At 58.4% G+C, this 14088-nt stretch carries 17 protein-coding genes; 9 read left to right on the top strand and 8 right to left on the bottom strand.

Features of this window, described 5'->3' with window-relative positions; all coding sequences use genetic code 11:
- Positions 1-143 precede the first annotated feature (143 nt).
- The 3 genes from R1T40_RS05345 to R1T40_RS05335 are packed head-to-tail and all read right to left on the bottom strand — an operon-like array spanning position 144 to position 1368.
- Positions 144-782 (bottom strand): hypothetical protein, encoded by a 639-nt coding sequence (locus R1T40_RS05345; protein ID WP_317386145.1) that lies wholly within the window; start codon positions 780-782, stop codon positions 144-146.
- Positions 782-1048: a hypothetical protein gene (locus R1T40_RS05340; protein WP_317386144.1), complete on the bottom strand. Its 267-nt coding sequence runs from the start codon at positions 1046-1048 to the stop codon at positions 782-784. Before R1T40_RS05340 ends, R1T40_RS05345 begins: the two co-directional genes overlap by 1 nt.
- Positions 1045-1368 carry a hypothetical protein gene (locus R1T40_RS05335; protein WP_317386143.1) on the bottom strand — a complete coding sequence of 108 codons (324 nt, stop codon included), beginning with the start codon at positions 1366-1368 and terminating at the stop codon, positions 1045-1047. The genes R1T40_RS05340 and R1T40_RS05335 overlap by 4 nt, the downstream gene beginning before the upstream one ends.
- A 201-nt stretch (positions 1369-1569) precedes the next feature.
- On the opposite strand from R1T40_RS05335, the gene R1T40_RS05330 reads away from it, so the two are divergent.
- The 7 genes from R1T40_RS05330 to R1T40_RS05305 all read left to right on the top strand — a co-directional run bounded on the left by R1T40_RS05330 (position 1570) and on the right by R1T40_RS05305 (position 6100).
- Complete coding sequence (locus tag R1T40_RS05330; protein WP_317386142.1) at positions 1570-2286, top strand: XRE family transcriptional regulator; 717 nt, start codon at positions 1570-1572, stop codon at positions 2284-2286.
- Between the two features lie 159 nt (positions 2287-2445).
- On the top strand, positions 2446-2727 hold the full coding sequence (locus tag R1T40_RS05325; RefSeq protein WP_317386141.1) for a hypothetical protein: 282 nt from the start codon (positions 2446-2448) through the stop codon (positions 2725-2727).
- A gap of 333 nt (positions 2728-3060) precedes the next feature.
- Positions 3061-3450 (top strand): hypothetical protein, encoded by a 390-nt coding sequence (locus tag R1T40_RS05320; RefSeq protein WP_317386140.1) that lies wholly within the window; start codon positions 3061-3063, stop codon positions 3448-3450.
- On the top strand, positions 3443-4183 hold the full coding sequence (locus R1T40_RS05315) for a hypothetical protein (RefSeq protein ID WP_317386139.1): 741 nt from the start codon (positions 3443-3445) through the stop codon (positions 4181-4183). Before R1T40_RS05320 ends, R1T40_RS05315 begins: the two co-directional genes overlap by 8 nt.
- Positions 4180-4482: a helix-turn-helix domain-containing protein gene (locus R1T40_RS22275; protein WP_394805018.1), complete on the top strand. Its 303-nt coding sequence runs from the start codon at positions 4180-4182 to the stop codon at positions 4480-4482. Before R1T40_RS05315 ends, R1T40_RS22275 begins: the two co-directional genes overlap by 4 nt.
- Entirely contained in the window at positions 4401-5414 is a 1014-nt protein-coding gene (locus R1T40_RS05310) for a tyrosine-type recombinase/integrase (RefSeq protein WP_394805035.1), read from the top strand. The genes R1T40_RS22275 and R1T40_RS05310 overlap by 82 nt, the downstream gene beginning before the upstream one ends.
- Before the next feature lie 287 nt (positions 5415-5701).
- Positions 5702-6100 carry an acyl-CoA thioesterase gene (locus tag R1T40_RS05305; RefSeq protein WP_317386137.1) on the top strand — a complete coding sequence of 133 codons (399 nt, stop codon included), beginning with the start codon at positions 5702-5704 and terminating at the stop codon, positions 6098-6100.
- 24 nt (positions 6101-6124) lie between these two features.
- Here R1T40_RS05305 and pgl read toward each other — a convergent pair whose 3' ends face one another.
- A complete protein-coding gene (pgl, locus tag R1T40_RS05300) occupies positions 6125-6796 on the bottom strand; it encodes a 6-phosphogluconolactonase (protein ID WP_317386136.1) in 672 nt (223 codons plus the stop codon).
- Positions 6797-6915: 119 nt separating this feature from the next.
- A complete protein-coding gene (locus R1T40_RS05295) occupies positions 6916-7185 on the bottom strand; it encodes an usg protein (RefSeq protein WP_317386135.1) in 270 nt (89 codons plus the stop codon).
- A 191-nt stretch (positions 7186-7376) separates the two neighbouring features.
- Here R1T40_RS05295 and gyrA point away from each other — a divergent pair, with 191 nt between their 5' ends.
- Both gyrA and R1T40_RS05285 read left to right on the top strand, forming a co-directional pair.
- Positions 7377-10115 (top strand): DNA gyrase subunit A, encoded by a 2739-nt coding sequence (gyrA, locus tag R1T40_RS05290; RefSeq protein WP_207796926.1) that lies wholly within the window; start codon positions 7377-7379, stop codon positions 10113-10115.
- A gap of 129 nt (positions 10116-10244) precedes the next feature.
- Entirely contained in the window at positions 10245-10595 is a 351-nt protein-coding gene (locus R1T40_RS05285) for a DUF6614 family protein (protein WP_106164092.1), read from the top strand.
- Positions 10596-10647: 52 nt separating this feature from the next.
- Here R1T40_RS05285 and R1T40_RS05280 read toward each other — a convergent pair whose 3' ends face one another.
- The 3 genes from R1T40_RS05280 to R1T40_RS05270 form a co-directional block, all read right to left on the bottom strand.
- On the bottom strand, positions 10648-12117 hold the full coding sequence (locus tag R1T40_RS05280; RefSeq protein ID WP_317386134.1) for a carboxypeptidase M32: 1470 nt from the start codon (positions 12115-12117) through the stop codon (positions 10648-10650).
- Positions 12118-12121: 4 nt separating this feature from the next.
- Positions 12122-13267: a heme A synthase gene (gene ctaA / locus R1T40_RS05275; protein WP_317386133.1), complete on the bottom strand. Its 1146-nt coding sequence runs from the start codon at positions 13265-13267 to the stop codon at positions 12122-12124.
- Positions 13268-13330: 63 nt separating this feature from the next.
- The gene (locus R1T40_RS05270; RefSeq protein WP_317386132.1) at positions 13331-14080 is read right to left on the bottom strand and encodes an RNA methyltransferase; all 750 of its coding nucleotides are present in this window, start codon (positions 14078-14080) and stop codon (positions 13331-13333) included.
- Between the last annotated feature and the right edge of the window lie 8 nt (positions 14081-14088).

Below are 14088 nucleotides of genomic sequence, written 5' to 3'. Positions count from 1 at the left end.
ACAGCCACCGAACCCGAACGGTCCCGCGACTGTCCTTCTGTTTTGTTATGTCTCTGTCTCTGTCCCTGTCGTGCAGGACAGTCTCAGACTGTCCGAGACTGTCTTGAACTGTCCGCCGGACAGTCTTGGACACTGTCGGACAGTTATCGGACGGAGCCGGAGCGCGCCTGGCCGAGGTCGAACATATGCGTCGACCAGGACCGCATGGCGCGCTCGATCCAGCTGGCGTTGCGGTACTCGCAGCCCTCCTGGACCAGCCATTCGTCCATCCAGCGAATGGCCGCGTCATTCTTCGCCAACTCGGCGTGATAGCCGGCCACCGTCATGCGCAAGCGCTGCAACCGCTTGGCGGCATTGGCCGCTTCATGCTTGGCGCGATTGTCTTCCTTGCGCGACAGCGCCTCGGTCAGCGACCTGAGCACCATTGGATGCATCAGCCGCACCTCGCCGCCCTCGCAGATGCAGGGCGTCCACTTGTGCAACGGGCCGTAATCCAGCTTGCACAGCGACCGAAAGTGACCCGGATCGACCAGCAGCAGCTTCGCCAGCGTTTCCAGATCCTGCGGCACCGTGCCCACCGGCGTCTGGTCATAGGCGATATTGATCAGGTCGAAATAGAGCGCCCGGCATTCCGGCGTGCCCTTCAGCCGCATGTCCGAGTTCAGCCAGCGCCGCCGCTCCCAGGCCATGAAGTAGTGGCTGTCGAGCCGGTCCTCGATGCCCAGAGGATATTCCGGCAGCTCCTCGGTCGAGACAGGCTGCAATCCAACGGCGCTCAGCATCACGCTGCCTCACCAAACAAAGACGACAGCTCATCATCGATTGCATCGAACAGCTGCGGGCAATTGTCGACGGCATGACTGCGCGCCATCTTGCGATAGCGTCCAGACCAACCGCGATAGCGGCAGATCTGGGAACAGGTCCGCGTTGAAGCGCCGGTGAACGTGGCCATATCCGCCAAGGTGCATTCCCCGGCCCTGTCCTCGATCAGCCACCAGATCTGAAACGCGATCCGCTCGATACGGGGTGAGGTGATCTGCGCCATCATGCTGCCCTCGCCAGTTGATCCTGGAAGAACGCCGACGCGCCAGGATCGGTCAGGATCATCAGCAAGGCGGTATGGCTGGCCGGCGCGGTCACAGCACCCCACCAGTTCAGCGCGGTCTGGAACGACACATCACAGAATAGCGCCACCTCGCGCGGGCTATGAAACCGCGCGTGGAAGTAGGCCGACCAAAGGTCAGGCGCGCTGATCTTTAGCGCGTATGGATCCAACGGATTTGACCAAGACGCTTGGTCGGCTGACGTGCCAGGCTGGTCGCATGGCACATCATTGTTCACGATCAGGGTTAGACGCGGTCGGCTCATGCGGCTGCCCTTTCATTCGGTGGCGGATTGTCAGCCATGTATTTTCGCAACCTCTCAGCAACGGAGAGCGTGCAGCTTTTTCCATCCTTCAGGCGGCGATAGAGCCGACTGTTTCCAACCGCGCGACTTGTGACAGTGGCTGGCGCTACGCGCCTTTCAGCCGCGTAGCACTCGATTTCAGAAATAAGCTGAGCATTCATCATGCGACCATATAGGGACTATAATCCCCACACATCAAGGGACAATCATCTCCTATCGGCAAAAGAATTGCGGGACTATTGTCTCCATATGCCTTTATCATTCAGAGAAGCGCTCAATGGAGCCATGTCAGCATCTGGGCTTTCGATGCGAAAACTGGCTGAGAAGGCTGGCGTTTCGTATGAGCAGCTGAAGAAGATCAACCAAGGCAAAACCCAAAGCACCAACGCAGAAGATGCGCTCCGCATAGCTGCCGCGCTTGGCATATCGCTTGAAAGCTTTATGGCAGGAGAATTCGAAGGAACACCAACCATCGCCATTGCAGGCAAGGTAGGCGCCGGTGCCTCCGTCCCTGTATTTGATGCATACGCAAAGGGCGACGGACCACAGGTAGCTTGCCCGCCAGGGCTTTCACCTAGCGGAGTTGTGGCCGTTGAGGTCGAAGGTGATAGTATGGAACCTGTATATTCGGCAGGTGACCTACTTTTCTACTCGCGAAATGGGCACGATAGCGTGCCTAGCGATGTCATCGGACACAGATGCGTATGTGAAGACGAAGAAGGCATGGGGTGGGTAAAGCAGGTGAAAGCCGGAGATGAGCCCGGCCTCTTCCACCTGATCAGTTTGAACCCAGGCGCGAACAACATTTGGAACACTCGACTAAAGTGGGCCGCTCGCGTCCGCCTGCATTGGCCTTCGGACCTCGCAAAGCGGCTGTGAACGCCCCCCCTAACCAAATTCTCGTAGTGACCGAATCTCTCTTCGAGCAATCAGAGGACGTTCGCCCTGCGCACCACTGGGGATATTTTTCCCCATTGCACCATTGACAGGGACTATTATCCCCTACTATCAATCTCCCATCAACCGATGGAGGATTGAATGCAAGACAGACTTGAAGCCGTGCTGCGTGACGCTCAGCAAATCGCTGGCTCTCCCGAGGATCATCTCGATAGCCCGCACCTATTCACCACCGCATGGGCCACGCTGAAAGCCGCGCGCGGCCAAGGCTTTGACCCGGCGCGCCTGCGGGCTGCACACCTGATCGAGCGCCCTGCGCCAATGCCCGAACCAACCGAACAAGTCTTGGAGCGCGTCGGCCACAAGGTGCGCCGCGTCATGGCGGACCGCCAGATCAGCCCGCACGACCCCCATGCGGCGTAAGGCGAGGCGCACCCGCAATGACAAACCCTATCTCTCAAGGTTCCGCGCCCATAGCGGACAAACTCCAAGGGCGCCGCCCTTGCCCGAATAACGAACACCCGCGCCGCGCTGGAGGATTGCGCGCCAATGGGGTTCCCGAGGTTTCGCACCCGTCTTGCGGTGCGGATCAGGCGCGGGCGGCTCAATCCTCCAAATTGCCCACCGCCCGCGCACCACAACGTCCCCGATCACGCGGCCTGAAACTGGCCCGTGACGAACTGGCCGGAGCTTCGGATTCGGCCCTTTTTCTTCAGTACGAGGGCAATTACTTCGCCCAAGCCTGTGGAGCCCTTGATGCCACGTCCGATTTCTGAAACCAGCTTCCCGTCCGGGGCGCGCGCCAATTCCACCACTCACGCATCCACCAAAGAGCGCGCGCCCATGCCGTCAGTGACCGCAGACTTGACCGGAGCAAACCTCCGCAACTCGCCAGCACAACTGGCCGGCATCCTTTGCAATGATCCGCAGTTCCAGAAGTTTGCCGCCATCCGAAGTGGCCTTCCCAATCAGCAGTTTAACGCCAGCGCTGCCGCTGAGTACCTGCGCACGGTCTGCAGCATCATCACGCGCCGCGACCTCGACTTGCGCGGTGAAGCTTTCAATAAATTCAATGCGCTGAGCACTGACTTTGATGCGTGGCGCGGACGGATCGCGGCACCGCGGGAAGGCTATCGCAATGGCTAAAGCTCTGGTTGCCTGCGAAACCAGCGGCATCATGCGCCGCGCCCTGGCAGCGTTGGGGCATGATGCCTGGTCCTGTGACCTTGCCCCCGCAGAAGACCGATCCAACCGCCACATCATCTGCGACGTGCGGGATGGCATATTGCACGAGGGCTGGGATCTGCTCGCGGTGATGCACCCTCCCTGCACCCGCCTCTGCAGATCCGGGCGGCGCTGGATGTCGGGGCCGGGAAAGTGGACCCATCCGAAGAAGCTGCCTAAGGGGCGGTCCTGGGCGGAACTGAAGGCTGAGTTCGAGCTTGGCGTGGACATCTTCACGGCCTGCTGGCACGCGCCCATTCCCTGCCGCGCTATCGAGAACCCGACAATGAACGACCTCGCCCGCGATCGCATGCCTGCTGATCTGCCTGCGCCCGATATCGTCCAGCCCTTCCTTTTCGGCGATCCCGCCTACAAGGCAACCGGCTGGTATCTCGATGGGCTTTCACCGCTGCGGGAGACGAACCGCCTGCCAGAGCCGGAACGACTGTCCGCGGAATGGAAGCGCTGGAACCGTGTGCATCGCATGCCACCCAGTCAGGAGCGTGCCCGCCTCCGCAGCCGATCATTCCAAGGCATGATGAACGCCGCCGCCCGCCAGTGGGGCGATGAAGCAGACAGGCGCCGCGCCCTCGCCAATCACCCTGTCTGCCTGACAGCTAAAATCACGCGCGAAACGTTGGAGAAACAGTCGTGACTGTACCGCTACTTAACTCCAAAGAAGCCGCCGAAGCCCTTGGTGTTTGTGAAAAAACATTGCGGGAGTGTCGGCTGCTCGGGCTACGATACGTTCAGGTCACGCGTGGTGCGATCAGATACCGGCGCGACGACCTTGAATCCTATATTGAGGAAAGGACTGTGGAGGCATGCCGTTCAGATCGAAGAACAGCAAATACTACCACTACGACTTCCAGATCAGGGGTCGTAGATTTTATGGATCGTGCGGAACGGAAGACTTCGAAGAAGCCAAAGCGGTTGAATCGCAGGCCAGAGTAGAGGCGAAGACCGCACCGCAAACAATTGGAAAATTTACGCTTTCTGAAGCTCTAGGCACGTACTGGACCGACATTTGCGAGAAGCAATCCAGTGCGAGAACCGCGGAAAGCCAGGCTAAGAAGATCCTTGAGATCATTCCAGGATCAACGCGCATTGATCGCCTGACCAATCAGGACATCATGCGCTTTGTCCGTACCCGTCGTGCAGAGGTCAGCAATGCCACGGTAAACCGGCACCTCCAATTCCTTGCGCGCGCGTTGCGCCACATGGAGAACTTCTACGGTGCCAATCCTGCAGACCTGCAGTTCAAGGCGGCTACAACAAAGGAGCCAAAAGAACGGATCAGAGAGCTCACTTATGGGGAGCAGGATCGTCTCTTTAAATACCTGAGAAGCGATCTCCAACCTCTTGTGAAGTTTGCACTTATGACCGGAGCCAGACAAGCTACGATGCTCGGGTTGTGCTGGAGCGACATCAAGCATGAGAAGAGCCGGATCAATTTCCGCCTAAAGGGCGGTGGGGAGCTCAAGTTCCCAATGAACGGTGAGATCCGCGCTCTGCTTTCTGTGCTACCTAAATCAATGCAGGTCGAGCACAGAAGATTTGTGTTTACCTACATCACCGACGACGAGAGAAATCCGGAGCGTCGACGGATCAGGCAGAACAGTCATCTGTTCGACGATTTCAGGGCCGCCCTGGAAAAGGCAGAGATCGAGGACTTCCGCTTCCATGATCTGCGTCACACCTTCGCGACGCGGATGCTTCGCGCCACCGGCAACCTGAAGCTGGTAAGCAGGCTATTGGGTCACACCAGCATTGAAACGACTATGCGATACGCTCACGTCCTCGACACCGATTTGGCTGACGCGATGAACGATTTCAGCATGTTTCAAATCGCCGAGTCCCGAAGTTTCTCCCGAAGCTCTCAATGACGTTGAATGTTATCAGAGACTTAGTGCGTACAACCTACGGCTTCCCAAGCTGAACGCGCGGGTTCGATTCCCGCTACCCGCTCCAGTTTCCTGCTTATTTTTCTGGCTTTTCAGTCGCTCGCGCGTCTCTTTTACAGTCATTGACGGCGTGTCATAGGTTCAGGATAAATCTATTGCACCTTCAGCAGCATGGGCTTACCTCCTGCCCTATGGATTTACGATTTCTCACCCCGCTTCGCCCAGAAGAACAACTCGCTCAAGGCCTGCCCGAAGCAGCCCCAATGGCGATGGCCGACAGAGTACGGTTCTCGGAGATCGACATCCTCCAGCATGTGAACAACAAGGCCTACCTCGACTGGTTCGAAGCCCTGCGCGTTCACTACTACAACACCCATTTCCGTCATCACTTTCGCGGTGAAGGCGAGCCACGGCATGTGGTGCGCAATGCCGATATTCACTACGTAAAGGAAATGGTGCTGGGTGAGACTTACCTGACCACCGCGCGCGTCCTGTCGTTTCGACGCACCTCATATACGATGGAACAACAGATCTGGTCTGGAGATCTACGTGCGCGGATGGTCGGTGTCATGGTCTTTCGCACCGCAGATGGCAGCGCAGGCCATCCGATCCCGGACAGCCTGCGACAGCAATTCGTTGAACTGGATGGTGCGACAGAGGAAAGCTAACTTCTGCCTGCACTCACATGGACCTTACATGGCCCAATGCACCTGACACTCCGACAGCACGGACTGGATCGGAGCCTCTTCCGGCGGCAATGTCAGGGCGCGATCCAACGCCTCACGCTTTTCTTCGCCGAAAATCACCAGATGCTTGGCCATTGCGCTATCCAGGACATGGGCGGTCAGCGAAATACGTGCTTCAGGCTGGCTATCGGGGCGCATAACGGCCACTTCGGGGGCGTCCGGTGACAACGCCTCGCGCAAGCCGCTCACGCCTGGGAAAAGCGAAGCGGTGTGCATGTCTGCCCCCATGCCCAGCAAGGCCACAGCGAGGCTGCACTGGTCACGGACCTTCTCTGACAGCGGCCCAACAGCTGCATCAGGGTCGACCCCCTCCATATAGAACGGAAGAAAGCTCGCGTCTGCCGCACGGTTGGTCAACAAACGGTTGCGGATCAAACGCGCATTGGAGCGCTCACTGTCTTCGGGGACCCACCGCTCGTCCGACGCCATGACACAAACGTTTTTCCAATCCAGCTCCGCCGCGCAGAGATCGTCAAAAATCGGTCCAGGTGTCGTGCCACCCGCGACGGCGATCGCTGCCCGACCATTGCGAAGAAGGTGGTTCTTTAAATCGCCCGCGATCCGGTTCGCGACGGAAATAGACAGCATTTCTCTGTCCGGGTATTCGTTGAAATTCATGGCCTTGCTCCTCAAACTTGAGGCTCCGCCCATAAGCGGAGCCTGTCGTTGAGCGAACTGTGTCACAGGTTGGCCAGCGGGCCAAGACCGCAGGATGGATCGCTTCTCGACCGACGCTGTTAGTTGAGGTGAAATTCACCAACAACATGTCGCCACTCGCCGCTGGACATCATTTTCCGATGCGAGAACCGCACATGACGCAACGGGCCCTCGATCTCTTCCTTCCAGAAATCTATGAAAGACAGCAGTCGCGGATGATCCGGTGCAAGATCGTAGTCCTGCCAAACAAAGGTGTTCAACACATGGGCAAAATCCGGCATGTGGTAGGTGAACTCGGCCGTGGTCAGGCCATATCCCTTGAGCATCAATTCGGTTTCAGATGGGTCCATTTGGGGCCTCCATTGACTGATCGATAAGACCACCCTAATCGGGGCAGGTAAATTTTCATATAAATCAGATTGTTAGCAGATATACGCAGTGGCTGCCAGCATATCCCAAGTAGCTTGCTTGCACGTCATATGCGCAGTCTGATAAGGTGTCTCCACAACATATAGATCCAAATGAGAAGCGGGCAGCCAACGTGAGCGATACGCCGGAAACTCCTGAAAATCCTGATGAAAACCTGCCGGTACGCCCGTCGTATGACGGACCGACCGTTTCCATCGAATCCGAGATGCGCACGTCGTACCTCGATTATGCGATGTCGGTTATTGTCAGCCGTGCCATCCCGGACTTGCGGGATGGACTGAAGCCGGTTCACCGCCGGATCCTCTATGCCATGCATGAGACCGGCAACACGCATGAGAAGTCTTATCGCAAATCCGCGCGACCGGTTGGCGATGTGATGGGTAAGTACCACCCGCACGGCGATAGCGCGATCTATGACGCATTGGTGCGGATGGCGCAGGACTTTTCCATGTCGCTGCCACTGCTGGATGGTCAGGGCAACTTCGGCTCCATGGACGGCGACAACCCGGCGGCCATGCGGTATACCGAAGTCCGGATGGATAAGCCCGCGGCCTTCATGCTGGCGGATATCGAAAAAGAAACGGTCGACTTCCAGGACAACTACGACGGCAAGGACAAGGAACCGACGGTGCTACCGGCACGGTTCCCGAACATGCTGGTCAATGGCGCCGGTGGTATTGCGGTCGGCATGGCCACCAACATTCCGCCGCACAATCTCGGCGAAGTCATCAACGCGACACTGGCGCTGATTGAAGATCCTGACCTTACGTCTGAACAGCTGATCGACTATGTGCCTGGGCCGGATTTTCCGACCGGGGCCGTGATGCTGGGCCGCTCAGGCGCGCGCAAGGCCTATCTCGAAGGGCGCGGCAGCGTGGTCATTCGCGCGAAAACCCGCGTCGAAGAGATCAGGAAAGATCGCTACGCCATTGTTGTAGACGAGATTCCCTATCAGGTGAACAAGGCCTCGATGATCGAGAAGATCGCCGAGCAAGTCCGCGAGAAACGCATCGAAGGTGTTTCCCACGTTCAGGATGAATCTGACCGTAACGGTGTGCGTGTGGTGGTCGAGCTGAAGCGCGACGCCACTGCCGAAGTGGTGCTGAACCAGCTTTTCCGGTTCACCCCGATGCAGACCTCCTTTGGCTGCAACATGCTGGCCCTGAACGGCGGGCGCCCGGAACAGCTCACGCTGCGCAAATTCCTCACATCTTTCATCGACTTCCGCGAGGATGTTGTTGCACGGCGCACCGCCTTCAACCTGCGCAAGGCGCGCGAGCGGAGCCATGTGCTCTGCGGTCTGGCCGTTGCCGTTTCCAATGTTGACGAGGTGGTCGCGACCATCCGCTCTTCTGCAGATGCGGCGGAAGCACGGCACAAGTTGATGACGCGCCGTTGGCCGGCTATGGAAATCGCCCCCTACATCCGTCTGATCGACGATCCGACCCACACGATGAACGAGGACGGCACCTATAACCTGTCCGAAGTTCAGGCCCGAGCAATTCTGGAACTCCGCCTTCAGCGCCTGACCCAACTCGGCGTCAAAGAAGTGACGGATGAACTTGAAGAGCTGGCCGGAAAGATCAAGGAATACTTGGAAATCCTCTCTTCTCGCGAACGCATCATGGGCATCATTGCCGATGAGCTGACCGAAGTCAGAGAAAACTTCGCCGTCCCCCGTCGCACCGAGATTGTCGACTGGTCCGGCGATATGGAAGACGAGGACCTGATCGAGCGTGAGGACATGGTGGTGACCGTGACCTCTGGTGGCTACATCAAACGCACGCCGCTGGCCGATTTCCGCGCGCAGAAACGTGGTGGCAAGGGACTGTCGGGCATGCAGACCAAGGAAGAGGACGTGGTCACCACACTCTTCGTGGCAAATACCCATACGCAGCTTCTGTTCTTCACCACCGATGGCATGGTCTACAAGCTAAAGACCTGGCGCCTGCCGCAAGGCGGACGGACCTCCAAGGGTAAAGCGATCATCAACATCCTGCCCATTCCTCAGGGCGTGTCGATCGCCGCGATCATGCCTGTTGATCGTGCCGAGGAAGACTGGAACGATCTGCAAATCATGTTCGCGACATCTGCGGGAACTGTGCGCCGTAACCGTCTGTCAGATTTCACGAATGTCATGCGCAACGGCAAGATCGCGATGAAGTTTGAGGACGACAACGCGGGCACCAAGCTGATCAATGCACGCATCTGTTCCGAAGATGACGACATCATGCTGGTGACCAACACCGGCCGTGCCATCCGCTTCCCGACAACAGAGGTGCGCGTGTTCAACTCCCGCAATTCTGTGGGTGTGCGCGGCATCAGGCTGGGCGACGGGGACGAGGTTGTCTCCATGTCGGTGATCCGTCATTCCAAATACACGCCGGAGCAGCGCACCGCCTATCTGAAGATGCGCCGCGCCATGGCTGGTCTGACGGATGAAGATGCCTCCGACGAGGATGCGGTCGAAGATCCGAACTTCTCGACCGAGCTGTTTGCGGAGATGTCTGCAGCCGAGAACCTGATTCTCACGATCACTGCAGGAGGCGCCGGTAAGTTGTCCTCCAGCCACGATTATCCTGTCCGCGGACGCGGCGGCATGGGCGTGACTGCGATGGACAAGGCGATGCGCGGCGGCGCGCTGCTGGCGTCCTTCCCGGTTGAGCTCGACGACCAGATCATGCTGGCCACCTCCAAGGGGCAATCGATCCGGGTGCCGGTGGATGGGATATCGTTCCGCTCCCGCTCTGCTGGCGGCGTCAGGATCTTCAACACCGGCAAAGGCGAAGAAGTTGTTTCCGTGGCCTGGATTGCGGACAACGGCGACGAAGAAGAAGCCGTGGAAGAATAACATCTTACCGGAATAAGTTCTAAAGAACGCCGCTCCAACATGGGGCGGCGTTTTCCGTTTACGCTTCGCTCATGTTTTGGGCGTAAACTTGACCGTGATTTCCGCAATTTGAGTCGGGAGAAGCGGCGCATGAATCTCTACCATTGTCAGATCGACCTTCAACATGAAGCCAAGGCACTGGCGTTTGCCAGCGCTGTGGAACAGTGGATGGAGTACCTAAAGGGGCGAAATGCGATCACCGGCTGGCGCCTATTGCGTCGCAAGCTGAACCTTGCCAATGACACCTGCAAGGATTTCCTGCTGGAGATCGAGTTCGAAAACATGACGCAGCTCGACCAGGCGTTTCGTATTCTGGGGGAGCACGATGAAGAGGTTGCGCGCCTCTACGCCAATGTCAGCGTCCTGATCGCTCAGTCTCACTTTGGTCTTTATCGACCGTTTCCGGACCCCGAACGCGCAGAGCGTATGGCATTGATCTGAGAACCCCGAGCCAATACCCGGGGTTCACCCTCAATTCATATGTAGCTGGAATTCAAAGATTATAGATCTCTGAGAACTTCGCCTCGAGATAGGCCATAAGGGGTTCATGGGTCGGCGCCGCGCCAGCTGCATGGATGATCGTGTCCTGCGGCTCACGCAGCCCGCCGAACTGCTGGAGCTTTTCACGCAACCAGCCTGTCGCCGCAACAGTATCGCCCTGTGCGAGTTGTGCATCCAGATCAGTCACATCCTGACGTAGGGCTTCATGCAGGCAGCCTGCATAGACGTTGCCCAAAGAATAAGTCGGGAAATAGCCAAACAGGCCAACGGACCAGTGCACATCCTGCAGGCATCCGTTCGAGGGCTTGTCGACCGGATAGCCAAAGTCGGCAAGGAAGCGATCATTCCAGGCCGCCTCCAGATCCTGAACCTCCAGATCGCCCGACATCAAGGCCCGCTCCAGATCGAACCGCAGCATGATATGCAGGTTATACTGCAACTCGTCCGCCTCGGTCCGAATATAGCCGTTTTGCACACGGTTCACTGCCGCATAGAACGCCTCTGCCGAGGAAATACCAATATGACCAAAGGCTTCGCGCATTTCCTTGAACAACCATCCGGTAAAGGCACGGCTGCGACCCAGCTGGTTTTCGTAGATCCGGCTCTGGCTTTCATGCACCCCCATGGACACACCGCGGCCTAGCGCGGTCAGCAGATGCTCGCGGCCGATGTTCTGCTCATAGGCCCCGTGCCCGACCTCATGAATGGTGGAGTAGATGCAGTTGAACGGATCCTGCGGATTGGTGCGCGTGGTGATCCGCACGTCCAGACCGCTGCCGGAACTGAACGGATGCACGGCCTTGTCCACGCGACCATGGCTCATGTCGTAACCAAAAGTCTTGGCGATCTTGCGAGCCAGCTTCATCTGCGTGTTTTCATCAAAGCTGCCGGACACACCATCAGGCGTCGGCTTCTCCAGAACCCGGGCGCGAAGATCAACCAGGCCGGGGCGCATGGCATCAAAGATTTTCGCGATATCTTCTGAGGTTGTGCCCTGTTCGTAATCCGCAACCATGGCGTCGTATAGGTTGCCACCAGCGGCCAGCGCCTGACCTTCCTGGCGCTTCAGGGCCACGACCTCTTCCAGTACGGGTAGAAACGCGGCCACATCCTCGTCCGCGCGGGCCTGGGCCCATTTGCCCTGCGCTTCGGAAGTCACGCGGGCGATCCTGCTGGCCAAATCTCCGGGCACCTTTACCGCACGCTCGAAGGCGCGACGGATTTCACGCAGCTGCGCGGCTCCGGTCTCATCAGGTGCCTTGGCAGTCTCCAGCCATTCCGCAACCCGCGGATCTGAACGACGTGCATGCAACACAGCCTCGATCGCCGCCATTTCCTCACCGCGTTGCGGTGCAGCACCGCGCGGCATCATGGTTTCCTGATCCCAGCCAAGCCTGCCTGCAATCTGGCCAAGTGCTTGAGTTTCGCGTTCAAATGCAATCAGTTCGTCAAAAGAACTCATGTGATCAATGCCCTTTTATTGAAGTTGAAATCGGATACGCAGCCAGGAAACGGGCACGCAGGATCAGCACCCAGGCCAGCACGGCCACGATCTGATGCACAATGGCGATCTCCACTGGCGCCGCGGTCAGCACTGTCACGATACCGATCACGACCTGCAAGCTCAGCACCGCAAAGACAGCATTAAAGGCAAAGCGCGTCGCAGCATGGGCACTGCGGCGTCCCCGCATCCATACAACCACAGCAAAGGCAAACAGAAGATAGCCAGTCACCCGGTGAACAAACTGTACCAACCCCGGGTTTTCAAAGAAGTTCTTCCACAGAGGTTCGATCATGAAGGGGTTCGGCGGTAGGATTTGCCCTCCCATCAGAGGCCAATCGGTGTAGGAGCGTCCAGCGTCAATTCCGGCCACCAGCGCACCGATCAAGATCTGCAGAAAGGCAAAGTGCATCAACCCTGTGCCCATGCCAAACAGCTTGGCCTCTTTCAGGCGCCGTGCCTGCATCAAATCGCGCTCCTCACGTCCCAGCATGAACATGAACCACGCAAGATATCCCAAAATGACAAACGCCAGACCCAGGTGCGTTGCAAGCCGATAGGATGCGACGGCAGTCATGCCTTCGCCCTGGGTTACGCCGGAGGCGACCATCCACCAGCCGATTGCTCCCTGAACGCCTCCAAGGAGACCGGGCAACAACAATCGCCCTGTCCAGCCGGTTGGAATGCTGCGCGTGGCCAGGAAGCCAAGAAAGCCGACCGCCCAGACGAGGCCGATAAAACGACCGAGTTGACGGTGGCCCCATTCCCACCAGTAGATCTCTTTGAAATCAGACAGGTCCATCCATTTGTTCATCAGGTGATACTGGTCGATCTGCTGATATTTCTCGAACTCAGATTGCCAGTCTGCCTCGGTCATCGGTGGCAGCGCGCCGGTCACGGGGCGCCATTCGGTGATGGACAGGCCAGAGTCCGTCAGGCGTGTCAGCCCGCCCACGGCGATCATCGCGACCACCAAGGCAAAGAGCACCGCGAGCCAGACCCGGATCGCACCACGCGCACCGCGGCGCCGCCGATCCAGACCGCCCGGCGTCGGTGTCGGCTGCTGTTTCCGGTCAGAGGAAACGTCTTCAAAAATCGTGCGATTGCTCATCTTGGCCTCACATCTTCATCTGGCAGGACGCTAGGGTCTGAGGGTGGAAAGGTCCAGACGGAGTTAGTCCGGACCGTGGTTCTTCCAACGGACCATCTGTCGCATCACGCCGTGTAGCATCTGCACATCGGCGCGTGTCAGGCGCATGCGGCTCCAGAGGTTGCGAAAGACGGTCTTCATCCCGGGCGCTTTTTCCGGTGGGAAGAAATAGCCGGCCTCAGTCAGGCGATCCTCGTAGTGCTTCACCAGCGCTTCGACCTCCTGCCCCGTTGCCCAGTCCGATTTGCCGATCTCAAACGTCTCATCCGGTACGCTGTCCTGCTGGCGGCGCCACTCATAGGCGGAGAGCAACACGCATTGCGCCAGGTTCAAAGACGCAAACTCCGGGTTCACAGGCACGGTGATGATGGCGTTTGCCTTGGCGATGTCGTCGTTTTCCAGCCCGGCCCGTTCCGGCCCGAAGAGCACCGCAACTTTCTCTCCCTGCGCAAGGAGTTCGGAGGCTTTCTTCATCGCACCTTCGGGACTGAAGACCGGCTTTGTCAGCTCACGCTGGCGCGCCGTGGTGGCAAAGACATAGGTGCAGTCGGCAAGCGCCTCGGGCAGGTCCTGCGCCAGCTGCGCCTCGTCCAGCAGCCGCCCGGCACCGGAGGCCATGGCCACCGCCTTTGGGTTCGGCCAGCCGTCGCGGGGGGCCACGATGCGCATCCGGTCCAATCCGAAGTTCCACATGGCCCGCGCGGCCCCGCCGATGTTCTCGCCCATTTGCGGGCGCACAAGCACGAAGTGAGGTTGAGGGCGGTCTGTGGGCATCTGCGAAC

Source organism: Tritonibacter scottomollicae, from assembly GCF_032924845.1.
Lineage (GTDB): Bacteria > Pseudomonadota > Alphaproteobacteria > Rhodobacterales > Rhodobacteraceae > Epibacterium > Epibacterium scottomollicae.
The sequence above is the reverse complement of the archived record's forward strand: the minus strand, read 5'-3'. Positions and strand labels throughout refer to the sequence as shown.